General features: G+C 71.3%; 22 protein-coding genes and 2 pseudogenes. 14 read left to right on the top strand and 10 right to left on the bottom strand.

The features are described 5' to 3' along the window. Together HPY23_RS01475 and trxA are read left to right on the top strand one after the other, a co-directional pair. Positions 1-494: PD-(D/E)XK nuclease family protein (locus tag HPY23_RS01475; RefSeq protein WP_200649541.1), on the top strand; the 494-nt coding region annotated here is incomplete at its 5' end. A 145-nt stretch (positions 495-639) separates the two neighbouring features. Further along, a complete protein-coding gene (trxA, locus tag HPY23_RS01470; RefSeq protein WP_060849869.1) occupies positions 640-960 on the top strand; it encodes a thioredoxin in 321 nt (106 codons plus the stop codon). Between the two features lie 412 nt (positions 961-1,372). On the opposite strand, the gene HPY23_RS01465 is transcribed toward trxA, so the two are convergent. Together HPY23_RS01465 and HPY23_RS01460 are read right to left on the bottom strand one after the other, a co-directional pair. After that, on the bottom strand, positions 1,373-2,740 hold the full coding sequence (locus HPY23_RS01465; protein ID WP_236012918.1) for a sensor histidine kinase: 1,368 nt from the start codon (positions 2,738-2,740) through the stop codon (positions 1,373-1,375). A 32-nt stretch (positions 2,741-2,772) separates the two neighbouring features. Continuing rightward, positions 2,773-3,435, bottom strand: a complete 663-nt coding sequence (locus tag HPY23_RS01460; protein ID WP_091889283.1) for a response regulator — start codon at positions 3,433-3,435, stop codon at positions 2,773-2,775. 324 nt (positions 3,436-3,759) lie between these two features. Between HPY23_RS01460 and HPY23_RS01455 the strand changes: the two genes are divergently transcribed. From HPY23_RS01455 to HPY23_RS33815, 6 genes and pseudogenes are all read left to right on the top strand, one after another. After that, positions 3,760-4,704 (top strand): ABC transporter substrate-binding protein, encoded by a 945-nt coding sequence (locus tag HPY23_RS01455; protein ID WP_289052694.1) that lies wholly within the window; start codon positions 3,760-3,762, stop codon positions 4,702-4,704. A gap of 1,071 nt (positions 4,705-5,775) precedes the next feature. Further along, positions 5,776-7,158, top strand: a complete 1,383-nt coding sequence (locus tag HPY23_RS01450; RefSeq protein ID WP_091889285.1) for a 2-hydroxycarboxylate transporter family protein — start codon at positions 5,776-5,778, stop codon at positions 7,156-7,158. 266 nt (positions 7,159-7,424) lie between these two features. Further along, positions 7,425-7,649: pseudogene (locus tag HPY23_RS01445) on the top strand (transposase); the annotation flags it as partial. Positions 7,650-7,693: 44 nt separating this feature from the next. Continuing rightward, a pseudogene (locus tag HPY23_RS01440) lies at positions 7,694-8,203 on the top strand (IS5 family transposase); the annotation flags it as partial. Positions 8,204-8,384: 181 nt separating this feature from the next. After that, complete coding sequence (locus HPY23_RS01430) at positions 8,385-9,137, top strand: RHS repeat protein (RefSeq protein WP_091889287.1); 753 nt, start codon at positions 8,385-8,387, stop codon at positions 9,135-9,137. Between the two features lie 482 nt (positions 9,138-9,619). After that, a complete protein-coding gene (locus HPY23_RS33815; RefSeq protein WP_200602032.1) occupies positions 9,620-10,027 on the top strand; it encodes an RHS repeat domain-containing protein in 408 nt (135 codons plus the stop codon). Between the two features lie 310 nt (positions 10,028-10,337). On the opposite strand, the gene HPY23_RS32750 is transcribed toward HPY23_RS33815, so the two are convergent. Then, positions 10,338-10,691, bottom strand: coding sequence for a hypothetical protein (locus tag HPY23_RS32750; RefSeq protein ID WP_200646875.1), 354 nt, complete (start codon positions 10,689-10,691; stop codon positions 10,338-10,340). A 30-nt stretch (positions 10,692-10,721) separates the two neighbouring features. On the opposite strand from HPY23_RS32750, the gene HPY23_RS01420 reads away from it, so the two are divergent. From HPY23_RS01420 to HPY23_RS01400, 5 genes are all read left to right on the top strand, one after another. Beyond that, complete coding sequence (locus HPY23_RS01420; protein WP_244537654.1) at positions 10,722-12,674, top strand: M48 family metallopeptidase; 1,953 nt, start codon at positions 10,722-10,724, stop codon at positions 12,672-12,674. A gap of 51 nt (positions 12,675-12,725) precedes the next feature. Then, on the top strand, positions 12,726-13,238 hold the full coding sequence (locus HPY23_RS01415; RefSeq protein WP_091889293.1) for a hypothetical protein: 513 nt from the start codon (positions 12,726-12,728) through the stop codon (positions 13,236-13,238). Between the two features lie 160 nt (positions 13,239-13,398). Beyond that, entirely contained in the window at positions 13,399-14,313 is a 915-nt protein-coding gene (nudC, locus tag HPY23_RS01410) for an NAD(+) diphosphatase (protein ID WP_060849875.1), read from the top strand. 2 nt (positions 14,314-14,315) lie between these two features. Beyond that, complete coding sequence (locus HPY23_RS01405) at positions 14,316-15,224, top strand: dihydrodipicolinate synthase family protein (RefSeq protein WP_091889295.1); 909 nt, start codon at positions 14,316-14,318, stop codon at positions 15,222-15,224. Between the two features lie 48 nt (positions 15,225-15,272). Beyond that, positions 15,273-16,070 (top strand): inositol monophosphatase family protein, encoded by a 798-nt coding sequence (locus HPY23_RS01400; protein WP_091889297.1) that lies wholly within the window; start codon positions 15,273-15,275, stop codon positions 16,068-16,070. A 517-nt stretch (positions 16,071-16,587) separates the two neighbouring features. Here the strand turns inward: HPY23_RS01400 and HPY23_RS01395 are convergent. The 7 genes from HPY23_RS01395 to HPY23_RS01365 form a co-directional block, all read right to left on the bottom strand. Beyond that, on the bottom strand, positions 16,588-16,914 hold the full coding sequence (locus HPY23_RS01395) for a DUF3325 domain-containing protein (RefSeq protein WP_091889299.1): 327 nt from the start codon (positions 16,912-16,914) through the stop codon (positions 16,588-16,590). Then, positions 16,911-18,470: a PepSY-associated TM helix domain-containing protein gene (locus HPY23_RS01390; protein WP_091889301.1), complete on the bottom strand. Its 1,560-nt coding sequence runs from the start codon at positions 18,468-18,470 to the stop codon at positions 16,911-16,913. The genes HPY23_RS01395 and HPY23_RS01390 overlap by 4 nt, the downstream gene beginning before the upstream one ends. Then, positions 18,467-18,775 carry an iron transporter gene (locus HPY23_RS01385; protein ID WP_091889303.1) on the bottom strand — a complete coding sequence of 103 codons (309 nt, stop codon included), beginning with the start codon at positions 18,773-18,775 and terminating at the stop codon, positions 18,467-18,469. Before HPY23_RS01385 ends, HPY23_RS01390 begins: the two co-directional genes overlap by 4 nt. A gap of 8 nt (positions 18,776-18,783) precedes the next feature. Then, positions 18,784-21,132: a TonB-dependent siderophore receptor gene (locus HPY23_RS01380; protein WP_091889305.1), complete on the bottom strand. Its 2,349-nt coding sequence runs from the start codon at positions 21,130-21,132 to the stop codon at positions 18,784-18,786. A 735-nt stretch (positions 21,133-21,867) separates the two neighbouring features. Then, positions 21,868-23,601, bottom strand: a complete 1,734-nt coding sequence (poxB, locus tag HPY23_RS01375) for a ubiquinone-dependent pyruvate dehydrogenase (RefSeq protein ID WP_091889307.1) — start codon at positions 23,599-23,601, stop codon at positions 21,868-21,870. Between the two features lie 420 nt (positions 23,602-24,021). Next, complete coding sequence (locus HPY23_RS01370; protein ID WP_060849883.1) at positions 24,022-24,300, bottom strand: hypothetical protein; 279 nt, start codon at positions 24,298-24,300, stop codon at positions 24,022-24,024. A 23-nt stretch (positions 24,301-24,323) separates the two neighbouring features. Continuing rightward, the gene (locus HPY23_RS01365; RefSeq protein WP_060849884.1) at positions 24,324-24,578 is read right to left on the bottom strand and encodes a hypothetical protein; all 255 of its coding nucleotides are present in this window, start codon (positions 24,576-24,578) and stop codon (positions 24,324-24,326) included. Positions 24,579-24,909: 331 nt separating this feature from the next. Here HPY23_RS01365 and HPY23_RS01360 point away from each other — a divergent pair. Further along, on the top strand, positions 24,910-26,529 hold a 1,620-nt coding region (locus HPY23_RS01360; protein WP_200649540.1), incomplete at its 3' end, for a DUF839 domain-containing protein.

The following is a 26,529-nucleotide window of genomic DNA, read 5'->3' as shown; positions in this document are numbered from 1 at the left end:
TGCTCGTCCACGCCCTGCTGGAGCACCTGCCGAGCCTCGCCCCCGAGCGCCGGGCGGCCGCCGCCGAGGCCTTCGTCGCCGCCCGCGCGCCCGGCCTCGATGCCGGGCGGCGCGCGGCCACCGCGACGGAGGCCTTGCGTCTCCTCGACGATCCCGACCTCGCGGTGCTGTTCGGGCCCGATGCGCGGGCCGAGGTGACGCTCGCCGGCAGCATTCCGGTCGCGGGCGTCGCGCGTCCGGTGCACGGCCGGGTCGACCGGATCGCCGTGACCGGGGAGGCGGTGTGGCTCGTCGACTTCAAGACCGGTCGCCCGCCCCGGGACGGCGCCCCCGCCCCGCGCGGCCAGGCGGCGCAGGTCGCGCTCTACGCGCGCCTCCTGGCGACGATCTATCCCGACCGGCCGGTGATCCCGCTGCTGGTCTGGACCGCCGGGCCGGTCGTTCGCCGCCTCACCGCGGAGGAGTGCGCCGCTGCGCTCCACACGCTGGCGTGAGCGGGAGTGCGCCATCACACGAGCGGACCGGGGATGGCGCAGCCGTTAAGCTTGATCGGCCCCGGCCCCGTTCTTACGTTCATCCCCACGCGGGCCGGTCCGCGGCGTCGGCCGGCTTTCAAGGACGCAGAGAAGGATTTTGGCGATGGCAACCGTGAAGGTGACCGACGCGAGCTTCGAGCAGGACGTGCTGCAATCGGCCGAGCCCGTGGTGGTGGATTTCTGGGCCGAGTGGTGCGGCCCCTGCCGGGCGATCGGCCCGGCGCTGGAGGAGATCTCCAGCGAGATGAACGGCCGGGTGAAGATCGCCAAGGTCAACGTCGACGAGAACCCGGAGATCTCGGCCAAGTACGGTATCCGGTCGATCCCGACCCTGATGATCTTCAAGGGCGGCGAGCTCGCCGGCCAGAAGGTGGGTGCGGCCCCCAAGGGTGACCTCTTCCGCTGGATCCAGGCCAGCGCCTGAGCGCTTCGGCAATCGAACGACAAGGAGCTCGGCCGCAAGGCCGAGCTTTTTTCCATCGTTGCCTTGCACGGACGATCCGGCGGCTTTCGGCAACGCTGTACGCCACTTCATTTCATCGAAGAATTGAATGTTCTCCGAGCTTTACCGGGGCGGCGGTGGTGCCCGGACGCTCCTCCCGGATTTCTCATGAGACGCGCCCCGTTGCGGCCTGCCGAGCAAGCGGTAGCGCAGGACCTCACGGCATCGCGTCCATCAAAATCGGCAAGCAAGCGTTGTTTCCATAATAATCAATCAGCGATATGATCAAAGACAAATATAAAGAAAATAAAAAATTATGCGATTGCTAGAGAATGGCAATATAATAAGGAATAAGTTTTATATCATAGCGTCAGATTATATGAAGACAGAATTATCAACCCGGCGCTGGCGAAAACATGATCCGCACCCGCAAGCCCGGACCACCTCTCGTACCATCATGAAGCGTGACCGCTGCGCCGATCCGGTCGGCGAAGGCGCGAACGACGGCGAGGCCGAGGCCGCTGCCCTGCGATTCGTCGCTGCGGGCAATGCGGTAGAACCGGGAAAACACCCTCTCCCGATGCTCCAGCGGAATGCCCGGGCCGTCATCCTCTATCTCGGCGAAGGCGCCTTCGTCCGACACCGCCACCCGCACCATCACGTGGGCGCCGGGCCCTGCGTAGCGGACCGCGTTGTCGATGACGTTGCCCAGGATCTCGCACACCACGGTCGGGTGACCCGTCACCATCACCGGCCCGTCAGGCCGCACATACTCGACCTCGATGCCGGCGTTGAGCGCCCGCGGGACGTGGTCGGCCAGCACCGTCGCGGCGAGTGCGGCAAGGTCCAGGTCGGTTAGGGCGATCGCATCCTGGTCCTCGTCGGCACGCGCGAGCGCCAGGAGTTGCGCCAGCAGGTGCTCCAGGCGCCGCGCCGCGCCCTCGATGTCGTCGAGAGCAGCGCGGGCCTCCGGCGGCGCGGCGCCGCTGTGGCGCCGAGCGAGGTCGACATGCATGCGCAGGACGGCGAGCGGCGTGCGCATCTGGTGCGAGGCATCTCCGGTGAAGCGGCGCACTGCCCCCATCACCTCGTCGAGGCGGCCGAGGAGCGTGTTGAAGGCGAGGACCGGGGCTCGCGCCTCCACCGGTACCGGCGAGACATCGAGGGGCTGCAGGCCGACCGCGCCGGGAGCGGCGCGGCCGGCGATCTCGGCGCTCAGCCGGTCGAGAGAGGCGAGGCCGCGGCCGATCCCGTACCAGGTGAGGACGCCGACGAGGGCGAGGAGGACGCCCTCGAGCAGGAGCAGCCCGCCGAGGAGCCGCCACTCGAGGCTGCGGCGCGCCTCCCGGGTCTCGGCGACCTGCACCAGCACCGCGCCGGGCTTGCCGTAGATCGTCCGCGCCTGGGCGGCGATCCGCACGGCCGCACCCCGCATCACCGCGTCCCGATGCCGGGTGGGGCCGGGCTCGACCTCCCCGGCCGGCCGGGGCAGGTCGCGGTAGCCGGTGACCAGCCGGCCGTGGTAGCTGACGCTGTAATAGACACGGTCCTGCGACTGGGTCTCCAGCATCCCGAGCGCCACTCGCGGCAGGTCCACCGTCACCTCGTAGTCCTCGTCGAGCGCCAGGCGCTCGGCGATGGCCAGCACCGAGCCGTCGAGGAGGCGGTCATGCGTGGTCTCGACCACGTTCCGGATGACGAGGGCGCCGCCGAGGCCGAGCACCCCCGCGAGCGCCGAGGCCGGCAGGAGCATCCGCAGCATCAGGTCGCGCTTCAGGGAAGGCGGGCGGCGGCTCATCGGGCGTGGAGGAGGTAGCCGAGGCCGCGGATGGTGCGGATCTCCGGCCCGTTCGGCTGGAGCTTCTTGCGCAGGCGCGCGACGTAGAGCTCGAGGGCGTTGGGCGCCACCTCGTCGTCGAAGCCGAACACTTCGCCGGCGAGCCGCTCCTTCGGCACCACCTGCCCGGCCTTCGCCATCAGCACCTCGAGCACGGCGAGTTCCCGGCGCCGCAGGCTCAGGGTCTCGCCGTCGAGGGTAACGGTCCCCGTCGATCGTTCGAGAACGAGCGCACCGCATTGCAGGACGGGGCTGCGCAGGCCCTGGCCGCGGCGGATGAGCGCCCGCACCCGCGCCTCGAACTCGGGGAGCGCGAAGGGCTTCGCGAGGTAGTCGTCGGCCCCGAGATCGAGCCCGTGCACCCGGTCGGTCATGCCGTCGCGGGCGGTGAGGATCAGCACCGGGACGGCGCTCGCCGCCCGGATGCGCCGCAGCACCTCGAAACCGGACAGGCCCGGCAGGCCGATATCGAGCACGATCAGGCTGTAGGGCTCCGACAGGGCGATCACGGCGGCCGCCTCGCCGTCCGTCTCGTGATCGACCGCGAGCCCGGCGGCCCGAAGCGCCGCGACGAGGCCCCGGGCCAGAGCCGCGTCGTCCTCCACGACGAGCACCCGCATCCCGCCGTCCCCCCTCAGGCTCGTCGCGCTCTGCGCGTGCGTAGAACTTCGCCGCGCGAGCCTGTAGCCTGCGATCTTCGCCGCGGCCACCGCCGCGGGCAACCGCACGCCTCGGGGCAGGAAGGGTATTTGGCGCGCGTGAGAACCCTGACGGCCCCCTGGGTGAGCCTCGCCCTCATCCTCGGCCCGGGCTGGACCCAGGCGACTTTGGCCCAGGCGACTTTGGACGAAGTGAGTTCGGGCCGAGCGACTTTGGCTCAGATCGATCCGCCCATCGACGCGCAAACCCAGGATCGCGCGGAAGCGGTGCGGGAAGGCGTGGTCGTGATCCGTGCGACGACCGACGAGGCGGAGGCCTCGGCCCTGCTCGCGGGCTTCCGGAGACGCTTCCCGGGGGTCGCGGTCGCCTACACGAAGATGAATTCGTCGCGGCTCTACGACGAATTTTTGGCCGAGGCCGGGTCGGGCGGGGGCACGGCGGATCTCCTCTGGAGCTCGGCCATGGACCTCCAGATCAAGCTCGTGAATGACGGCTATGCCGAGCGCCACGTGTCGCGCGAGACCGAGGGGTGGCCTGCCTGGGCGGTGTGGCGCAACGAGGCCTACGGCATCACCGCTGAGCCGATCGCGATCGCGTACAACAGGACATTGCTGCCTGAGGCACGGGTGCCCCGCAGCCACGCAGACTTCCTTCGGAGCCTGACCCTGCATCCCGAGGACTGGCAGGGCAAGGTCGCGACCTACGACCCGGAGCGCAGCGGCGTCGGCTTTCTCGTCCTGACGCAGAACCTCGAGGTGACGCCCCGGACCTGGGATACGGTCCGGGCGATGGGGCAAATCGGGGTGAAGCTCTTCACCGCCACCGCCACGATGCTCGACCGGCTGTCGGCCGGCGACGCGGTCCTCGCCTACGACGTGCTCGGGTCCTACGCCCGCGAGCGGGCAAAGCACGACCCGGCCCTCGGGGTGGTGCTGCCGAGCGACTACACGCTCGTCACCTCGCGCATCGCCCTGATCCCGAAGGCGGCCCGGCACAAGACGGCGGCGCGGCTGTTCCTCGACTACCTGCTGTCCAGGGAAGGCCAAGCGCTGCTCGCCGCCCGCTCGGTCACGCCCGCCCGCGCGGACGCCCGCGCCCCGGACGATCCGCTCACCGGCTCCACTGCCCTGCGGCCGATCCCCGTCGGGCCGGAGCTGTTGACCTCCCTCGATCAGATCAAGCGCAGCCGCACGCTGCGGCAATGGCGACGAGCGATCGAGGGGCGGTGAGAGCAGGCGCCGCCAGGGCTGCGCGCCGTCACCCGCCGTCCCGTCCAGGAAGACGCGCTGAATCCTCCACTCCGCAGGCCTTTTTCCCCGCCCGAACGCCCCCACCCGCCCCGCGACAGGTTGCTGACAGTTTCGCCCTCTACCATGCGCTCCAACAAGCACGGAGGAAACGGTGCAAGTCACGGGCATGCTGCACGGCGCCAAGCTCCTGCGTTTCGCAGGCTTCCCTGCGGCCGAGGTTCCGGGACCGGACGCGGGTGACGAAGGGATCGGGTGTCTCATCGGCCGCCACGGCTCGGTTTTCGTCACGCCGGCGTTCAAGGATGGCGTCGGCAACAAGGGTAAGGCGGGCCTGCTCGGCCGCGCCCACGACCTGAAGACGGCTTTGCGCGAGGAGGGGCGGCGCTCCATCGTCGCCGGGTGTGGCGGGCCGATCTTCACCGGCGGCATGGGGAGCTTTGCGAGACATCGCGGAAGCGCTCGACCTGCCCTTTCGGCGGTTCGGCTTCGAATGGGACATCAACGAGGTCGTCGCCTACACCCGCCGGGCCGACCGGTCGATGCGCCAGGGCGGCCGGGAGCAACCGGGCGCTGGGGCAGGCCCCGTTCGACTCCGGCCCGTCGCGCACCGTCGATCACGTCAACATCGATGCGGTGATCGCGGCGCTTCTCCGAAGATGCCGTGGCAGCCCAACCGCGACGGCACCCTCTCCGGCTCGGCGCGCGAGACCGCGGCGTTCACCGTCATTCCTGTCCGCCCGGATGCTCGGCTGCGCGGCGCAGGTCCACAACCGCGGCCGCAACACGGACACGCGGACGGCCGCCTCCCGCGGCCTCTTCGCGGCCCGGCGGCGCATCCGTCCATCACTGTCCCCCTGGTCGGGCCGGTGACATAGTATCCCGAGAGGGCCAACTTGACTTAGGGTCTCTGCAATGTGAACAGTTCATTATCTTTCCGTTCCTGGTTGTTTACCTACTACCGGAACGGGGTAATCGTAAAGACGGCCGGATAGGCCCCAAAATATCACTCGAAGCATATCGCTCGGAAGAACAGCGTTCGGGAGGACACCGATGGCATCTGGAACCGTACCCCTTGCCAAGCCCGGCGAGGCCGCCGCGCCGGCGGCTGTGCCGGCATCCGGAAAATTCTGGCCGCACGGCTGGTGGCGGCTGATGGACATCAAGATCGGCATCATCCCGATCCCCGTCTACCTGATCCTGGTCGTGCTCCTGACGATCCTGACGCTCGAGCGCGAGATCAAGCCGGATTCGCCGACGATGATCGCCGTCCTGGTGCTCGGTGGCTTCACCTGCGCCGAGATCGGCAAGCGGCTGCCGATCCTGCGCAACATCGGCGCCGGCGCCATCTTCGCCACCTTCATCCCCTCGGCGCTCGCCTACTACAAGCTGATCCCGCCGCAGATCGAAAAATCGATCATCGACTTCACCAAGTTCACGAACTTCCTCTATCTCTACATCGCGGCGATCATCGTCGGCAGCATCCTCGGCATGGACCGCGGCGTGCTGATCAAGGGCTTCCTGAAGATCTTCGTTCCGCTCGGCATCGGGTCGATCGCGGCTGGCATCGTCGGCACCCTGGTCGGGATGGCTCTCGGGCTCGGCGCCTACCACACCTTCTTCTTCATCGTCGTGCCGATCATGGCCGGCGGCGTCGGCGAGGGCGCGATCCCGCTCTCGATCGGCTACGCGGCGATCCTCGGCGCGTCGCAGGGCGACCTGTTCGCCCAGGTGCTGCCTCCGGTCATGCTCGGCAGCCTCACGGCCATCGTGTTCTCGGGCATCCTGAACTTCGTCGGCAAGAAGTACCCGCACCTGACCGGCGAGGGCCGGCTGCAGCCGGGCGAGCACGACGACATGGATCCCAAGGACGAGGCGGTGACCGCCGAGAAGGGCGGCGGCGCCATGGACGTCTCCACCATCGCGGCGGCGGGCCTGACGGCGGTGACGCTCTACCTGCTCGGCGTGATGCTGCACCACGTCATCGGCCTGCCGGCGCCCGTCGCGATGCTGTTCCTGGCGGTGCTCGCCAAGCTCACCAGCGCGGTCTCGCCCCACCTCCAGGCCGGCGGCTTCGTGGTCTACAAGTTCGTGCAGACCGGCATGACCTACCCGCTGCTCTTCGCCATCGGCGTGTCCCTCACCCCCTGGGACAAGCTGATGTCGGCCTTCACGGTGCCGAACCTGATCACCATCATCGCGACGGTGTTCACCCTGATGGTCACCGGTGCCTTCGTCGGGCGGCGCCTCGGCATGTACCCGATCGAGGCCGCGATCGTGAATGCGTGCCACTCGGGCCAGGGCGGCACCGGCGACGTCGCCATCCTCACCGCCGCCAACCGCATGCAGCTGATGCCCTTCGCCCAGATCGCGACCCGCATCGGCGGCGCCGTCACCGTCACGGCGGTGCTCGTGGTGATGCGGTGGATCGCCTGAGGGCAAGGTTGCCGGTTCGCTGCGCGGGCTCCCTCGAGCCCGCTCGGAACTCAGCCCTCCCCCGCCGGTGGGGGAGGGCACATAACCCGCGTCCGCCTTTTTTCTCGACGGCCCCCCGCATGCAAGTCGGCATCGTCCGACACTCGGCGTAGGGCGGCAGGCGGGCATCGATCCGCACCCCGGCCGCCTGCCCAGGACCCCATCCGCCGCCAGCCGTGAACCGCCCCGGGTTTCCCGGAGGCTCCGACTTCTGAGAGGTGGGAGCCATGACGAAGCGAACAGCTCCGTTTTCCCCCGAGGTGCGCGAGCGCGCCGTGCGGATGGTGCGCGACCATGAGGGCGAGCACGGCTCGCAATGGTCGGCGATTCAGTCGATTGCGGCCAAGATCGGCTGCTCGGGCGAGACGTTGAGGAACTGGGTGCGCCAGTCCGAGCGTGATCAAGGTGTGCGACCCGGGCAGACGACGGGCGAGCGCGAGCGGATTAAGAGCGCCTAACCGAACGGCTCGATCGGGTCGGTTGGGCGTTGTCTGGTATGGCTTGCCGGCTTCTTCCCGACGATCTCTGGACTGCGATCGCCCCGCTTCGGCCGCCAGACCCGCCTCGGCCCAAGCGTGGGCGTCGTCGGCTGGACGATCGCGCCGCCCTGACCGGCATCCTGTTCGTGCTGTGCTCGGGCATCCCCTGGGAGATGCTGCCGGCCGCGATGAAGTGCGGCTGCGGCATGAGCTTCTGGCGCCGGCTGCGCGACTGGCAAGCGGCCGGCGTGTGGCGGCGCCTGCATCAGGTGCTGCGCGAGCGCCTGCATGCGGCGGGGTGAGATCGACTCGGTGCCGGCGAAAAAAGGGGGGCGGCCAACGGCCCGAACCCGACGGATCGGGGCAAGGCGGGGACCAAGCGCCACCTCATCACCGACGCGCGCGGCAGGCTGCTCGGCCTCGTTCCGACCGGTGCCAACTGCCACGACAGTCCGCTGATGGCCCCACCGCTGGACGCGATCCCACCATTGCGCAGCGGACGGCGCGGACGCCCGCGCCCGCGACCCGGAGGGCCGGCGCACCGCGGATCACCACGACGAGGACGGCCGCCTCGAGCGCCTGATCGACCCCGCCGGCCAGGCCTGGGAATGGACCTATGACGGGCGCGGCAACCTCGTCGCGGCGGTCGACCCGCTCGGCACCCGCACCGACTACACCACCAACCAGGCCGGCCTGCCCGTTGCGATCATGCGCCACGACGGCTTGATCGAGCGGCGCGACTACGATGCGCAGAACAACCTCGTGCGCCTCGTCGACTATCGCAGCGGCACCACCCTGTTCACGCGCGGCGCCTTCGGCCGGCTCGCCGCCCGCACCGACCCCCTCGGCTACGTCACCCGCTTCAGCTACGACGAGCGCCCGGGCGCCGCCTTCTGGACCCCTACCGCCCTCACCCGTCCCGACGGCGTCACCGTCCGACGCGAGGCCGAACCGCACCGGGCCACCCTGACGCTGACCGACGGCGAGGGCCGGCGCACCCTCTACCGCTACGGGCCCTTCGATCTGCTGGAGGCGATCGAGGATCCCAAGGGCGGGCACCTGCGCTTCGCCTACGACGCGGAAGAACGCCTGGTGCGGGTCGAGAACCAGCTCGGCCGGCACTGGAGCTTCGCGCGCGCCGCCGCCGGGCGGGTGGTCGCGGAGGCCGACTTCTCCGGCCTGACCACTGGCCACGCCTACGACCGGGCCGACCGGGTGGTCGAGGCCCGCCACGCCGACGGGGCGCGGATCGCCTATGCCTACGACCGAACAGGCCTGCTGGTGCGCAAGGAGGCCTTCGCGCCGGGCGCGGCCGCGCCAGCGGTGACGACCTACCGCTACGACGCCTGCGGTCGGCTGGCCCAGGCAATCAACGCCGACGCCGCGGTGGCGTTCGCGCGCGACGCGCTCGGGCGGGTGATCGCCGAGACGCAGAACGGCCGGCGGATCGAGAGCGCCTAAGATTGCTGCGGCAACCGGACCGGGCGGCGCATCGGCGAGCGGCTGGTGGCGACGGCCTACGACCCGCTCGGGGCGCTGTCGGGGCTGGCGATCGGGAAGCGGGCGCCGTTGCGCATCACCCGCGACGCCGCCGGCCGGGAGGTGCTGCGCGAGAGTGCGGCGGGGTTCCGGCTGGCGCAGGCCTGGGACGCGGTGAGCCAGCTGACGCGGCAGCGGGGCGGGCGCGAGCCGGGCCTCGTGGGGATGCCGCCGGGGCCGGGGGTGGAGCGGGCCTATGCGTGGTCGCGCGACGTCGCCCCGCGGGTGATCCGGGACGCGCGCTGGGGCGAGACGGCCTACGACATCGACGTGGCCGGACAGATCGTCGAGACGCGGTTCGGCGACGGCGAGGCGGAGCGGTTCGCCTACGACCCGGCGCTGAACCTGTGCGGGTTCGGCGATGCGACCGCGCGGGTGCAGGCCTGGCAGCTCGCGGCGGGCGGGTGGAGCGGGCGCGCGGCCCGCACAGGGAGACGATCCACCTGGCCTACGACGCGCGCCGCCGGGTGGTGGAGCGTCGGGTGGAGCGGGACGGGTTCCGGCCGAAGACGTGGCGCTACGGCTGGGACGCGCAGGACCGCCTGGTCGCCTGCGAGACGCCGGAAGGGGAGCGGTGGGCGTACGGCTACGACGCGTTCGGGCGTCGGGTGTGGAAGCGGCGTCTTCTGGAAGAAGCGGAGGAAGCGTGGGTGCGGGGGCGGTTCCCGCATCTGGTGCGCAGCGTGGCGGCGGGAGGGCGCAGCGCGCTGGACGTGTGGCCGCGTCGTCCTGCGGGGGCGAGCGAGGTGGACGCGGCGCCGCCGGTGGTGGGAAACGGGGGGCACGTCACGACCGCGAAGGGAAGCGCGTGACCCGCGGGAGCGACACACTCGGACCAGGAAACATCGATCAGGAGACGCTTGCCTCACAAACCCCGATCAGAGAACGCTCTCGTTCGAGGTCGGCCGATCTTCTGTCGGGTGACGCCTCGGAATGAGGCTGGAACAGAACAAGCCTCCCAGGAAGGTCGGGCGGGCTGCGAACGCGCAGGCCCGGGAACCGGCCCCCGAAACGTCCCCGCGACCCAGGCTCCACCCCATCCGGTTGACCTTCTCGCCCATACCGGTAGAAATCCTGCCGTCAGTCGAGATGTCGGGCGCAATGCGTTCGATCTGTCTCCGCTTAGCCGGCACTTCGATCGATGTGCCGCGAAGGACGATGCCCGATCGTCTTGCGATCGTCCGACGTGCCTTGCGTTGCGTCGGCCTCTGATCTCCCGCGCGTCAGGAGGCGACCATTCCCGAGGCAACGATTCCACGCGCGCCGTCGCGTCCGCGCGCCCTGGCCGGCCTCGTCGCGGCCACCATCCTGCTGCCGCTCGTCCTGCTGCTCCTCGGCCTGTGGGAGTGGCCGCGCGGCCTCGACGACCGCGCGGCCTTCGCCGCCGAGCACCGGCGCCTCGCCGAGGTCGTCGCCGACCTGGAGGCCCGCACCCCCCGCGACGGCCGCGTCGATTTCCGCCTGCAGTTCCGCCATCACGGCCAGCTCTACGGCGGTCCCCTCGCGGTGACCAAGGCGCGCGAGGCCCGGGATGGCGCCGGCACCCTGGTCACCGTGATGGAGTGGCGCCGCCTGCTGCCGCTGGTGGCGATCGGCGGCGGCGCGGTCGCGGCCGGGCTCTCGCTCCTCGTGCTGCTCGCCGGCGCCGGCCTCGGCCGGCTCGGGCGCGGCTCGCGCGACGCGCTGGTGCGGGGCTTCGCGCTGATGCGCCGGCTCCTGCCGGCGGCCCTCGCGGTCCAGATCCTGTCGGCGACCGCCGCCTTCGTCGCCGTCGTCACGTTCGAGGCCGGAATGCTGGTCCAGGGCGGGCTGACCGGCGACGGGATGAAGCTCCTGGCGGTCGCCGCCGTCGCGGTCGGCGCGACGCTCATCGCCGCGGGCGGCGCCGTGCTCGGCCTGCGCCGCGCCCTCGACGCGTTCGAGCCCGATCCCCTGCCGATCCTCGGCCGCGCGATCTCCCCCGCCGAGGCGCCGGGGCTCTGGCGCCTGGTCGAGGGGCTGGCCGAGCGGATGGGCGCGCTCAAGCCCGAGGCCCTGGTCGTCGGCCTGACCGACGGGTTCTTCGTCACGGCGGGCCCGGCGGTGCTGGAGCCCGGCGAGCGGCCGGTCTCCGGGCGCATCCTCCACGTGCCGCTGCCCCTTCTCGCCCTGATGCGGGGCGACGAGGTCGCGGCGATCGTCGCCCACGAGCTCGCGCATTACGCCGGCGGCGACACCGCCTACAGCCAGCGCTTCCTGCCGATCTATGCCGGGGTCGGGCGCTCGCTCGAGGCGGTGGCGGCGCGCCGGGACGGGGCTCTCGGCGTCCTCGGGCCGTCCCTGCGCCTCGGCGCGTTCGTGATGGAGCGCTTCCACCTCGCCGTGCGCCACTGGAGCCGCAAGCGCGAGTTCGCCGCCGACGCGGCGGGGGCCGCCGTGACCTCGACCGACGCCTCCGCCCGGGCGCTCCTGCGCAGCGGCGCCTTAGCGCCGCGCGTCGCCGAGACCCTGGCGGCGGCGGCCGAGGCGCCGGAGGCGGCCCCTCCCGACCTCGTGGCCGCCGTGCTCGACCGCGCGGTGGCGCGGGGCCTCGACGATCCGGCCGCGCACCTCCAAACCGGGCAGGCCCACCCGACCGACACCCACCCGCCGACGAGCGAGCGCCTCGCCGCCCTGGGCCGGGCGGTCGATCCCAACCTGCTGGCCGCCGCCGGGATCGCGCCGCCGCCCCATGCCCTCGGCCAGCTCGCGGCCTACTTCGCCGACCCGGCCGGCCTGTGCCGGGCGGCGAGCGCCGACTTCCTCGGTGCGGTGCGGGCCCGCGACGCGGCGGTCCGCGCCGACCTGGAGGCGGCCGTCGCCGAGATCGGCACCGGGGAACGGGTCTTGCGCGCCAACCACCGGCCCCGGGGCCTCGTCCTGGTCGTGGCCGGCGGCCTCTTCGCCGCCATCGCCCTCGCGATCATGATCTTCGGCGTGCCCGGCATCCCGCCCCGCCAGATCGTCGTCGTGGCCGGCGCGGCCTTCGCCCTCGCGGTCCTGATGGGCGGGGCCGGGGCGCTGGTCCTGTCGCGCGGCGCGCCCGTCACCCTGGTCCTGAGCCCCGGGAGCCTGTCCTCGCCCGGGCTCGACCGGCCCATCGCCTGGGGCGAGATCGCCGACCTCGACATGACGGCAAACCATGCCGGCGTGGTCACCCGCGTGCTGCTGCCGCCGGGCGCATCGCTTCCCGGTCGGCGCCCGGGCCGCCACGGCGTGCGGCTCGACGCCAAGCGCCGCATCGTCACCCTGGCGGTTCCGATGCCGCGGGGCATGAACCCGCAGGGCTTCGCCGACCTGATCGCCGCCTACCGGACCGCCGCCGAAGCGCGGCGGATCCTCGCCGAGGCCGCCGCGTCCCGGCCCGCCCCGGCCCGGGCCGACACCGCCGGGACCTTGCCGACCGAAGCGTCCCGGCCGGTCGAAGCCCAGCCCGCCTGAAGCCCGGCCCGCCCGAATCCCATCCATCCGAGGAGCCCCATGAGGAGCCCCATGACCCGACCGCCGGAGACCGCCACGCCCCCCGAAGCCCTGCGGCTGCCGCCGCGGCGGCAGGGCTGGCTCAACACGTTCTGGATCCTGTTCGGCATCGTGGCGCTCGGGGGCATCCTGGTCGCCTGCGCCGTCTACACCGCCCCGGCGGTGATCTCGGACTGGCAGGTCCAGGCCACCGCGAAGCCCGCCGCCGAGGCACGGGTCAGCGACGGCAAGTGCAGCGCCAAGCTGTTCATCCATATCTGCGACGCCACCCTGGCGCTGCGCACGCCCCAGGGCACGGTGACCCGGCGGGTCAACTACGTCTTCTCCGGGCTCGAGGCCGGCGATTACCGCGTCGGGGTGATGGCCGACCCCGCCCGCCCCGACCTCGTCACCACCGATCTCGGCCTCGACCGGCTGTGGAACCGCACGATCACCCTGCTCGCCATCGCCGGCCTGACCGCGGCGACGATCGTCGGCGCCTTGCTCTCGATGGTCCGGGACCGGCGCGGGGCGGTCGCCGCCTGAAGGGGGCGGCGCCTGCGCCGGAAGCATGGCGGCGTGCCCGGGGCCGGGTGCCACGCTCGCCGCCGCCTTGCTTTCGCATCAATTTGACTGCCCATGCTGGGACCGCCGCGAGGGGCCGCGCCGGGCTTTTCGCACGACGCTGCATGAGGTCTTAATCGCCGTGACCGCCTCCCTCGATCGCCTCGGCTACGCCCACAGCCTGCTCGAGCGCCACTCGGCCGAGCGCACCGGCCCGACCCCGACGCTCGCCGACACGCCGGACGCGAGCCTGCTCCTGTTCTGCGGCGACGTGCCGGTGCTGCGGGTGACGGAGGGCGGGGCGACCTGCCTGCTCGCGCCCGAGGATGCCGCCCGGGCCGGCGCGCCGTCGCCCGAGCTGTTTCTCGGCCGGGTCGGCGGCCGGCCGGCTTTCGCGGGCGCGCTGCCGGCGGATGCGGCGGGGCTCTTCGCGGACGATCCGGCCTACCGGGTGCTCGATGCCCGCGCGGTCGCGGTCGAGGGGGCGGTGCCGGCCCCCGAGATGGGGGTGATGGCGACCGCGAAGTCGCTGCTCGGCTGGCACGCCCGCCACGGCTTCTGCGCCAATTGCGGGACCGCCACCACGCTCTCCTGCGGCGGCTTCCGGCGCGACTGCGCCGCCTGCGGCACCGAGCATTTCCCCCGCACCGATCCCGTGGTGATCATGCTGGTGACGCACGGCGACCGCTGCCTCCTCGGCCGCCAGGCCCGCTTCGCGCCGGGCGTCTATTCGTGCCTCGCCGGCTTCCTCGAGCCCGGCGAGACCATCGAGGACGCCGTGCGGCGCGAGACCTTCGAGGAGGCGGGCGTGCGCGTCGGCGCGGTGCGCTACCACCTCTCGCAGCCCTGGCCGTTCCCGTCCTCGCTGATGATCGGCTGCGAGGGCGAGGCGCAGGGCGATGCCCTGGTGCTCGACCGGACCGAGCTGGAAGACGCCCGCTGGTTCACCCGCGACGAGGTGCGGCGGATGCTGGAGCGCACCCATCCGGACGGCCTGATGACCCCGCCTCCGATGGCGATCGCCCATTCCCTGGTGCGCCTCTTCGCGGAGCGCTGAGGGTGGCGCGGTTCCACGGCATCATCCCCTACCTCGTCACGCCCCTCGACGCCGAGGGGCGGATCGAGGCCGGGGTGATGACCGCGCTCTGCGACGACCTGATCGCGGCGGGCGTCCACGGCCTGACGCCGCTCGGCTCGACCGGCGAGTTCGCCTATCTCGACGAGGCGCAGAAGCGCGAGGCCGTGGCGGCGGTGGTGGCGGCCGCGGGCGGCCGGGTGCCGGTCCTGCCGGGGGTGGCCGCGACGGCGATCCGCGGCGCGGTGGCCCAGGCGAAGGCCTGCCGGGCGGCTGGCGCGGACGGGATCGTGCTGATCCTCGACGCCTACTTCCCGCTGACGGAAGGGGAGGTCGAGCGCTACTTCCTGAGCGTCGCCGACGCCACCGATCTGCCGATCATCCTCTACACCAACCCGAACTTCCAGCGCGCCGACCTGTCGGTCGCCTCGATCGCGCGGCTGTCCCGCCACCCAAACATCGTCGGCATCAAGGACGCCTCGACCAATACCGGGCGGCTCCTCTCGATCCTCAACCGCGTCGGCGACGACCTCGACGTCTTCGCCGCCTCCTCGCACATCGCCGCGAGCGTGATGATGCTCGGCGGCAAGGGCTGGTTCGCCGGTCCCGCCTGCGTCATCCCGCGGGAATGCCTGGCGCTCTACCGGCTGTGCCGCGAGGGGAACTGGCCGGAGGCGGTCGCGCTGCAGAAGCGGGTCTGGGCCTTCAACGAGGTGTTTGCCCGCTACAACCTCGCGGCTTGCGTCAAGGCGGCGCTCCGGATGCAGGGCTACGCCGTCGGCGATCCCGTGCCGCCCCAGAGCCCGGCCTCGCCGGAGGCCTGCGCGGCCATCGCGGCGGCGCTCGCCGCCGTCACCGGCGCGGACGCATCCGGACTGCCGTCGCATCACTGAGACGAGCGGCCGTGTAGGACGGCCGCGATCCCGTTCGAAGGAATCCCCATGACCACCGAGACCGCCCGCGCCCGCTACGACGCCGCCCTCGCCATCGCCCGCGCCGCCGGCGAGACCGCGCTCGGGTTCTTCGACGCCCGCGACCGGCTGGTGATCGAGCAGAAATCGGGCGCCCAGGACCTCGTCTCGCAGGCCGACCGCGAGGTCGAGCTGCTGATCCGCGCCCGCATCGCCGAGGCCTTTCCCGAGGACGGCGTGATCGGCGAGGAGCACGATCCGGTCCCGAGCCGGTCGGGCTACGTCTGGGTCGTCGATCCGATCGACGGCACCAGCCCGTTCCTCAACGGCCAGCCGAACTGGTGCGTGTCGATCGGCGTGCGCGGCCCCGAGGGCCTGGCGGCCGGCGTGATCGAGGCGCCGGTGATGCGCGAGACCTACGCGGCGCTGGCCGGCGCGGGCGCGACCCTCAACGGCCGGCCCCTGCGCGTCGATCCGTCGGCCTCCCTCGCCTCCGCCAATATCGGCTTCGGCGCCACCCAGAAGACCCCCGCGGCGGAAGCCGCCGCCTTCGTGCGGGGCCTCTACGAGGAGGGCGGCGTACTCTTTCGCAACGGGTCCGGCGCCCTGATGCTGGCCTACGTCGCCGCGGGGCGCCTCGCCGGCTACTACGATCCCGGCCTCAACGCCTGGGACTGCTATGCCGGCTTGCTGCTCGTGCGCGAGGCGGGCGGGGTCGCGGAGTATCTCGGCTCCGACGACATGCTCACCGGCGGCCTGCTCTATTCGGGCAATCCGGCGGTGGTGGCGGACCTGCGCCGGCTCGGCGAGGCGTCGCGCCGGGGGTGAGCGAGCGGACCGTTGCGAGCGGGGGGCTTGCGCTCGCCGACAGGCGATCCGCAGCGTAGGGCCTGCGGGGCGTGAGATCCCACCCTCGACCTCGTCCTGAGGTGTCGGTCCATCAGGGCCTGTTTGAGTGCGAGAGTGGATCCAAGACCCTCCATCGTCATCCTGGGGCCCGGCGTAGCCGGGAACCCGGGATCCATAACCGCTGACGAAGCAGGAAAAACGGAACGCTGATCGCCTGACCCTGCGCCGTCAGCGGTTATGGATCCCGGGTTCCGCTTCGCGGCCCCAGGATGACGAGGTGAGGGGGCGATCTCTGCGCCAGATCGACTCGAGAAGCCAATCAAACTGGCTCTGATACCCAGGATGAGTTCGAAGGCAGAAAAACCGTTTGGTAAAATTAAAGCATAGTATTGATTGGAATAATTTCTGATATTCAATCCGACATTCTTAGCAGTTCCGGTCTCGGCGTGGTCGTTCCAAGGCCACGCAGCGAAACCCGGAGGCCGGCCTTCCCGCATCAGGCCAGCGCCGCCCCGAGCGTGATCGCCACCGCGAGCGCGGCCATCCAGACCAGCGCCCGGGGCCGGTACGACAGCGTGACGACGAGGAGCAGGTCCGCGCCGATGAGCGACCCGAGCCAGTGCACCGGACCGAAGACCCCGCCGTCGATGTGGAGCGCGGCACCGAGCGAGAGGGCGATCAGCGCCCACCCCGCGACGCGAAGGCCGATCGCGCGCCGTCGCGTCGGCGGGTTGGGCCACAGCGCCTGATGATGCCGGCCGAGGCTCAGGCAGAGGGCGGCGAGCCCGAGGAAGCCGAGGGCCCCGGCGACGAGGAGGGTCATGCCCGCTCCATCTCCGCCGTGCCGGCGGGGACGGCGGCCTGCCGGCGTGCCCGCCCGGGCGCCCGGAAGCGGTCGACCTTGTGCGAGATCAGCGCGAAGCCGGCGGCGACGGCGAGCAGCGCGGCGTCGAAGCCGAGGAACCAGGCCGGATCGTCCCACAGGCCCCTGGCGAGGACGAGGTCGGCGAGCGCCGCGGCGACGAACAGGCCCGCGACCGCGGCGAGCGCCCCGCGCCAGGCCCGCCGCGGCGCCGGCCAGGCACCCGCGACGGCGACGAGGAGCCAGACCGCGAAGAAGGCCTGGACCTCGCGCGCCGACCGCCCCGCGAGGTCCGCGGGCAGGAGCCGGTTCGCGAGCAGGTAGGCCGCGATCCCCGCCGGCAGGCCCGCGATCGTGCCGAGGTTGAGCGTGTGGACGAGGCGCCAGCCGAGCCCGGCCGCGGCGCCCGCCTTGGGCAATCGAGCCACGGTCCACAGCACGAGCCCGCTCCCCACCAGGGCGCAGCCCATCAGGCCGCAGAGAAAGAACAGGATTCGCAGGGCCGGCCCGGCGAAATGGGCCTCGTGGAGGCCGACCATCGTGGTGAAGGTCTTGGCGGCGGGGCGCAGGCCGCCGGACAGGACCTCGACGACCTCGCCGCTCGTGCCCGCGAAGGCGACCTGCGGGTGCTCGTGCGAGAGGCCGTGCGGCTCCTCGAACACCGCGACGACGGTGGAGTTCGCGTCGCGCGGGTTGGCGACGACGAGGCGTTCCAGGGGTTCGGGGATGGTCGCGAGCGCCCGGACCACCATCGGCCCGACCGGGGCGAGGGTGCCGGGCTGCCCGGCGGCCGGGCGGGGCTGCGTGATCTGGCCGGTCTCGGCGAAGTAGGCGGCCTGATCGCCCTTGTATGCGGCGGTGACGCCCCAGGGCATGTACATGATCGCCAGGGTGACGACGCCCGTATAGGTGATCATCAGGTGGAACGGCAGCGCCAGCACGCCGCTGACGTTGTGGGCGTCGAGCCAGCCCCGCTGCGCCGCCTTGTCCCGCCGCAGGGTGAAGAAGTCGGAGAAGATCCGCCGGTGGGTGACGATGCCGCTCACCAGCGCCACCAGCATCACCATCGCGCAGATCCCGACGATCCAGCGGCCCCAGAGCGGCGGCAGATGCAGCTCGAAATGGAAGCGGTAGAGAAGGTCGCCGCCCCTCGTTTCCCGCATCGCGGCCGGCGCCCCGGTCCGCGGGTCGAGGAGGACGTGGCCCGGCGGCGTCCCGGGCCGCGTGCGCCAGAACAGCTCGACGAGCGGCCGCTCCGGCGTCGGCAGGCCGACGAACCAGCTCCGCGCCTCGCCCGCATGGGCCGTGAGATGCGCCACCGCGAGGTCGGCGGAGCGGGCCAGGGCCTCGGGTCCGATCGCCGCCTCGCGGTGCAGCTCCGGCTGCATCCAGCGCGTGATCTCGGTCCGGTAATAGGTCGCGGTGCCGGTGACGAAGACCGCGAACAGCACCCAGCCGACGACGAGGCCGGACCAGGTGTGCAGCCAGGCCATCGACTGGCGGAAACCCTGCTTCATGAGCCGAATCCGAACGGGAACGATCCGGCGACGAGCCGGAGGGCGAGCGCGAGCGCGAGGGCGACCCCGCCGAGGATCGCCGCGGCGCGCCCGAGCGAGCGGGCCGCGAAGGCGGCGACGACGACCGCCACCATGACGGCGAAGCTCGCCAGCGTCGCCGCCGTCACGGCCTCGGCCCGCGGGAGCGGAAGGGTCAGCGACAGCAGGATCGTGGCGAGCGCCGCGATGCCGTAGCCGCCCCCGACCGCCAGGACGACGCGGGCCGCGACCGCGGCCCGTGCTGCGAGGGTGAGTGATCGGCTCATCGCTCCCCTTACCAGCGGTAGCGCAGGGTCGCGTAGACCGTGCGCGGCAGGCCGTAGAAGCAGGAGGCGTAGGAGAAGCAGCCGGTCACGGTGCGCTGGTCGAGGAGGTTCTGGGCATTGACCTGGAGGTTGAAGCCCGAGAGCTTGGGATCGATGTATTTCAGGTCGTAGCTCGCCACCGCGTCGAGGAGCACGTTCTCGGGGACCCGGAAGGTGTTGGCCGGATCGCCCCAGGAGCCGCCGAGGTAGCGCAGGCCGCCGCCGAGGCTGAGGCCCGTGAGCGGGCCGGACTGGAACCGGTAATCGACGAACAGCGAGGCGGTCCGGTCCGGCACCTGGACCGGGCGCAGGCCCACGATCGGCACCTGCTGGCCGGTGACCTGGTTGAAGGTCGTGGTGGTGTCGCGGGTGTTGCGGATGTCGAGGAACGAGACGCCGCCGACGAGGCTCAGGCCTTCCGCCAGGGTGGCGCGGGCCTCGAACTCGACCCCCTGCACGCCGACCTCGCCGGTCTGGAGGCTGAAGTTGATGTTGTTCGGGTCCGGCGTCAGGGAATTCGAGCGCTTGATGTCGAAGGCCGCGGCGGTGAGCAGGATGTCGGTGCCGGGCGGCTGGTACTTGATGCCGGCCTCGTATTGCCGGCTCGAGATCGGTTCCGGGATCCGCCCGGCGGTGCCGAAGGCCGGATCGAAGATGCGCCCGTTGACGATCGGCTCGAACGCCTCGCTGTAGGAGACGTAGGGCGCGATACCGCTGTCGAAGAGGTAGAGCAGGCTTGCCCGGTAGGTCAGCGCGTCGGCCGGAATGTCCTGGGTGGCGACGGCGCCGGTGGCGAGCGTCCGGGTCGGGCCGGACTGGCGCGCGGTGTCGTAGCGGCCGCCAAGCGTCAGCACCAGGCGGTCGAGCTTGATCTGGTCCTGCAGGTAGACGCCGGTCTGCTCGGCGCTGATGCGGGCATCCGTGGTGTAGGCCGGCACCGCGAAGTTCTGGTCGTAGTTCGGCGCCAGCGCGTTCAGTGCCGCGGTGGCCGGGAACGGACCCGACAGGGTGCGGGTGCGGATGGTCTGGTGGTCGACGCCCAGGAGCGCGGTGTGGCCGAGGATCCCGGTGTCGAACTTCGCCTCGAAGTAGTTGTCGATGGTGTAGGCGTCGACGCCGACCTGGGTCGAGATCCGCGAGCGGCCGATCAGCGGCCCGGTGGTCAGGGAGGTCGGCGGGAACAGCGGCGTGTTGGAGCTGAACGCGGTGTAGACGCTGCGGTAATCGCCCTCGGTGCGCAGGATCCGGCCGGCGGAGTGGAACCGGAACGCGTCGCTGAAGCGGTGGTCGAGGATGTAGGTGACCGAGCCCTGCGTGCGGTCCGACTGCTCGAAGCTGCGGTCGCCGTCGTAGAAGTTCACCGGCAGCCGTCCGACGATGCCGTTGCCGAAGTCGCGCGGGAAGACAGTCCCGTAGGCCGGGAAACTACCGTAGAAGCCCGAGAACGGATCGCGCTCGTAGGCGCCGAGCACCGTCAGCGAGGTGTCGGCGGAGGGGCGCCAGGTCAGGCTCGGGGCGATGAAGGCGCGCTCGACGGTCGTCGTCACCGCCGGGCCGTCGCCCTTCCAGCCGAGCCCCGTCACCCGGAAGGCGAATTCCTCCGTGCCCGGCACCGTCGTCTCGGAGGCGATCGGCCCGCCGACGTCGAACCCGCCGCGGACCTCGCTGAAGCCGCCGCCCTGGACGAAGACTTCGCCGTGGCGGACGAATTGCGGCATCTTCGACGTGAAGTTGACGATGCCGCCGGGGCCCGACTGGCCGTAGAGCACCGAGGCCGGGCCCTTGACCACGTCGATGCGCTCGATCCGGTACGGGTCGATCGACGGCGCCGCATCGCGGCCGCCGGGCAGCCGCAGGCCGTCGAGGAAGAGCGGCGCCTGGAAGCCGCGGATGTAGAACTGCTCGAGCCGGGTGGCGCCGGCGCCGCCGCGCTGCTCGGTGGTGACGCTCGGGCTGTAGCGCAGGGCCTGGTTGATGGTGAGCGCGTTCTGGTCCTCGATCTGCTTGCGGCCGATGACGGAGATCGATTGCGCGGTCTCGAGGATCGGGGTGTCGGTCTTGGTCGCCACCACGCTGCGCGAGGCGACGTAGCCCGGCACCGGCCCGCGGGCACCGCCCGGCTGCGTTCCGGCCGCGGTGGCGGTCACGGGCCGCACCGCGCCCTCGACCGTGATGGCGTCGAGCGCCAACTCCGCCGCATCCTGGGCCCGCGCCGCGCCGATCCCGGCCGACAGAACCACGCCCGACAGGAGCGACCGGGTCAATCGACGCCCCGCGAGACGAGGGGACGGGACGCGACGCGGCGACGGAACGGGCATGACGGAATCCGGGAGGCGAACGGGAATACTGGCGACGGCCGAGGGCTCTGCATTGAAAGCGACGACGGCCGCGCCTGGAAACCAAATGGCAAAACTATCATGATCGAACAAGAACTATGTTTTATAGCTATTACAATGAGAGTATTGATCTATGACGAGAGATATCCTGACGATTGCGCCGCGAAGACGGCGATTCGATTTATGTTTCGTGATCGGATGTCGTCGATGGACAAGACGCCTGGTTCGCGCCCGGATGCACTGGTACCGGCGTTCCGCCGACGCAGGGTCGCGAAAGGTTTAGGCCGAACGGCTTAGCTTGAGTCGGGCGCGCGCCGGCCCTCGCGAGGTCGCGATCAGGCTCGCTCATGACACGCGCGCGATCCCCTCTCCCGTCCGGGAGAGGAGGCGGGATGAGAGGGGCGCTTTCGAGTCGAACGCGAGCGTCGGGCTGCCGATACTACTGTCCGCGCTCATCATGAAAACGCATCATCGTCATGGACGATCGTCGATCGCCGTGCCCCACTCCCACGCGGGAGAGGGGAAATGTTGCGATTTACTGAAGAGCGCGCGAGTAACGGACGCGACGCCCGCGTGCATCGCCCGGCACCGGGCTGTGGACGAGGGCGGGCGGCCTTGGAGCATTTTTCGACGAGGCGGATGCCGGCTCGTCGAAGACGATGCGGCAAAATCAAAAATCCAGAGAGCTTCGCGATTGCAACGCGATCGTGAGGCTCTCTAGCGCCACAGGTTGGTCTTGGCGAGGTCCAGGATCTCGTCGCCGCGGCCGTTCATCACCGCGCGCATCACGTAGAGGCTGAAGCCCTTCACCTGCTCGGCCTGGATCTTGGGCGGCATGGCGAGTTCCTGGCGGTTCGTCACCACGTCGAGGAGGGCCGGGCCGTCATGGGCCAGCATCTCGGCGATGGCGCCCTCCAATTCGCCCGGATCCTCGACCCGGCGGCCGTGCAGGCCGGCGGCGCGGGCGATGGCCGAGAAGTCGGGATTCCGGAGCGCGACGCCGGTATCGAGGTAGCCGGCGGCCTTCATCTCCATCTCGACGAAGCCGAGCGTGCCGTTGTTGAACACCACGACCTTCACCGGCAGCTTCTCCTGCACCAGGGTGAGGAGGTCGCCCATCAGCATGGTGAAGCCGCCGTCGCCGGCGAGCGCGATCACCTGGCGGCCGGGCAGGGCGGCCTTGAGGCCGATCGCGTGCGCCATGGCGTTCGCCATCGAGCCGTGCGACCAGGAGCCGATCAGGCGTCGGCGTTCGGTCATCTTCAGGTAGCGCGCCGCCCAGATGGTCGGCGTTCCGACATCCGCCGTGAACACCGCGTCGGGGGCGGCGGCCTCGCTCACCAGCCGGGTCAGGTATTGCGGGTGGATCGGCGCGCGGCCGGGGGTGCCGGTGGCCATCTCGTCGAGGCCCTCGCGCGCCTTGGCGTAGTGCTTGAGGCACTTGTCGAGGTGGCGCGAATCCTCGCGCGGCGTGAGCCGGGTCAGCAGGCCGGCGATCGTCACCCCGACATCGCCGACGAGGCCGAGGTCGAGCCGGCAGCGGCGGCCGAGATTCTCCGGCCGGATGTCGACCTGCGCGATCCTGGCCTTCTCCGGGTAGAACTGGCGGTAGGGGAAATCGGTGCCGAGCAGCAGCAGGGCGTCGCAGGATTCCATCGCGGCGTAGCCGGAGGAGAACCCGATCAGTCCGGTCATCCCGACGTCGTAGGGGTTGTCGTGCTCGACATGCTCCTTGCCGCCGAGCGCATGGACCACCGGCGCCTTCAGGGTCTCGGCGAGGCGCAGCACCTGCTCGCGCGCCCCGGCGCAGCCGCGGCCGCAGAACAGCGTCACGTTCTTCGCGCCGTCGAGGAGGGCGGCGAGCGCATCGAGCTCGGAGGCCGGCGGCAGGACGATCGGGGCCTGCGGCGCGAGCGTGGCGGGGGCGGCGAGCGCCCGCTCGGGCGCTTCCTTGAGGGCGACGTCGCCGGGGATCACCACCACCGAGACGCCGCCTTTCGCCACCGCCGTGCGGATCGCGATCTCGAGCACGTAGGGCAGCTGCGCCGGGTCCGAGACCATCTCGCAGTAATGGCTGCATTCCCGAAAGAGCGCTTCCGGGTGGGTGGCCTGGAAGTAGTTGGTGCCGATCTCGGCCGAGGGGATGTGGGCGGCGATCGCCAGCACCGGAGTGCGCGAGCGGTGGGCGTCGTAGAGGCCGTTGATGAGGTGGAGGTGACCCGGGCCGCAGGAGCCGGCGCAGACCGCGAGCCCGCCGGTGCCCTGCGCCTCGCCGGAGGCCGCGAAGGCCGCCACCTCCTCGTGGCGCACGTGCACCCAGCGGAGGCTGCCTCGGGCCCGGATCGACTCGGTGAGGCCGTTCAGGCTGTCGCCGACGACGCCGTAGACGCGCTCCACGCCGGCATGTTCGAGGGTTTCGACGACGAGGTCGGCAACGGTGCGGCGGGCCATGGCAGTCTCCTGAGCGCGAGGCCGCGGCGGGGGCCTCAAGGCGGCCGATCCGGCGCGGGCGAGAACGACGTCTCTCCCGGGCGCCTCCTTCCCGAGGCGGAATCTAGGGCGCGCCCGCCGGAAGGGGACGAGGACCTGAGCGAGGGGAGGGGCGTGAGAGGCGCCGTGTCGCGCAAACGGGGCGGCCGCGGTATCGGCGGCTGCGCGCGAGGGGCCGGCTGCACCAAGAAAAAAGGCCACCCTTGCGAGTGGCCCGAAGTCTAGGGAGGAAACGCCCAAGAGGGCTGGCAAGTCCGCGACGCCATCGCGTCCTTGCGTGCCTCTTGTCTCGCACGCTCTTTCGCACTGCACAATCCGGGATCGCCGCCGGGGCTGGCATGCGCGCGGCGCATGAACGGCGAAGCTCGGCGCCGGCGACTCTCACCCGTCGACGCCGATCTCGAACTCCATCCCGCGGCCGGGACCCTGGTCGGCATAGTCGACGAGCGTGTAGCCGCGCTCGGCCAGCGCCGCCTCGAGGTCGTCGCGGTGGCGGCGGAAGAGCTGCCCGATCGCCAGCGGCGTCAGGCGCGGGCTCGCCCGGCGCAGGGCCTCGACGCCGATCTGGAGGGGCGCGCCCTCCCGGTCCGCGATGCGCACCAGCGCCGAGGCCAGTTCCGCCGCCTTGGTCTCCGCCGCCGATTTCGCCTTGAAGGCCATGGTCGTCCTCCTCGTGTGACGGGTCAGCCGCCGGTCAGCTGCTCGGCGAAGTCCTCCGGGATCTCCCCGAACTGACCCAGGATCTCGACGCTCTCGAGCTCGCCGGTCTCGTCGTCGGCAACGATGCGCAGGGCGGCCGCCCCCGGCATCCGGCCGGCGATCGCCTCGGCGCGCTTGAGCGCCCCGCTCTCGGTCGGCGCCACGTCGCGCGCGCCGGGGCGCAATCGCTTGCGATGCACCTCGAAGGTCTGCACCACGAAGGTCGTCCGCATCGCCATGTCCCGCGTCTCCCGTTCCCGTCGTCCCGTGCCCGATACCGGCACGGAGACCCGACCGGAAGCCGCCGGCCCAACGTTCTTCGTCCGTTCTAGAGCACTTTCCGATGAAGTGGGTACCGGTTCGTCGAAAGAAAATGCGGCATAATCAAAGGCCTGGAGATCGAGGACCCGGAGCGGCGCCCGGTCCCCGCGCGATCGGGCGCCGCCCGGCCTATCGGCCGACGCGCCAGGATTAAGCCGAGCGGTCGAACGTATGGTGACGTCCGCGTCACCGAACTGTTGCCCGCCCACGTCTATGTGCCGCCTTGGAAACATTCCAAGGACTCTCCCCATGGCCATCGGCCCCTCGACGACCCAGACCCCCTACCTGGTGCCGAGCACCGGCAACGTCAGCTTCACGTCGCTGCTGAGCGTCGGCGACACCGTGCCCGGCTCGGTCAAGGCGGACGGCACGCCCTGGCGCTTCGTCGGCATCCCGGACGGCATCGGGGCCTTCGACAACGGGGACGGCACCGCCACGGTGCTGGTCAACCACGAGATCGGCGCCACCTCGGGCGTCGTGCGGGCGCACGGCTCGGCCGGCGCCTTCGTCGACCGGCTGGTCGTCGACAAGGCGAGCCTGAAGGTTCTGTCGGCGGGCGACCTCGGCACCAGCTATTACGGCTTCGACGCCGCCACCGGCGCCTACGTCCAGGGCACCACGGCCCTCGCCCGGCTGTGCTCGGCCGACCTGCCGGCGGTCTCGGCCTTCTACGACGCGTCGACCGGGCTCGGCACGAAGGCCCGCATCTTCATGAACGGCGAGGAGACCGGGGCCGAGGGCCGGGCGCTCGCCTGGGTGGTGAACGGCCCCGAGGCCGGCCGGATCTACGAGCTGCCGCGCCTCGGCAAGTTCTCGATGGAGAACTCGCTGGCGAACCCGGCCACGGGCGTGAAGACGGTGACGATCGGCACCGACGATTCCGCGACCGGCCAGCTCTACGTCTACGTCGGCACCAAGCAGGCGACCGGCTCCGAGATCGACAAGGCCGGCCTGACCAACGGCAAGCTCTACGGCATCAAGGTGCCGTCGGTGCTGGTCGAGACCAACGCGACCTCGGTCGCGGCGGCCGGCGCCGCCTTCTCCCTGCAGGAGATGGGCCCGAACGGCGACGTCTCGCGGATGACCGGCGCCCAGCTCCAGGCCGAGAGCGACGCCGAGGGCGTCACCACCTTCCTTCGGCCCGAGGACGGCGCCTGGGATCCGAGCAACCCCAACCGCTTCTACTTCAACACCACGAACGCCATCACCAGCCCGTCGCGGCTCTGGGCGCTCGAGTTCACCGACGTCACCCGGCCCGAGCTCGGCGGCACCGTCAAGGAGGTGCTGCGCGGGACCGAAGGGCAGGTGATGCTCGACAACATGACGGTGACCGCCGACGGGAAGGTCATCCTGCAGGAGGATCCGGGCAACAACGCCCGCATCTCGAAGATCTTCCAGTACGATCCGGCCAACGGGTCCCTGACCGAGCTCGCCCAGCACGATCCGGCCCGCTTCGGCACGCCGCCGACCGCGCCGTTCAACCAGGACGAGGAATCCTCCGGCATCGTCGACGTCAGCACGATCTTCGGCGGCCCGGGCCGGCAGGCCTTCCTGCTCGACACCCAGGCGCACTACACCCTGGGCGGCGAGCTGGTCGAGGGCGGCCAGCTGATGCTGATGACCCAGGACCGCTCGATTCGCGGCACCGACGGCAACGACACGCTGACCGGCAGCGCCATCGACGACCTGATCGACGGTCGTGCCGGCACAGACACCCTGGTGTTCGGCTCGCGGCTCGCCGACGCCACCGTCACCCGCGACGGCGCCTACACGCTGATCACCGGGCCGGAGGGCCGCGACCGGGTCGCCGGCTTCGAGCGCTACCAGTTCACCGACGCCACCGTGGTCACCGGCGACGGCGCGCCCCTC

This window comes from Methylobacterium ajmalii, assembly GCF_016613415.1.
In the GTDB taxonomy this organism is placed as follows: Bacteria; Pseudomonadota; Alphaproteobacteria; order Rhizobiales; family Beijerinckiaceae; genus Methylobacterium; species Methylobacterium ajmalii.
The sequence above is the reverse complement of the archived record's forward strand: the minus strand, read 5'-3'. Positions and strand labels throughout refer to the sequence as shown.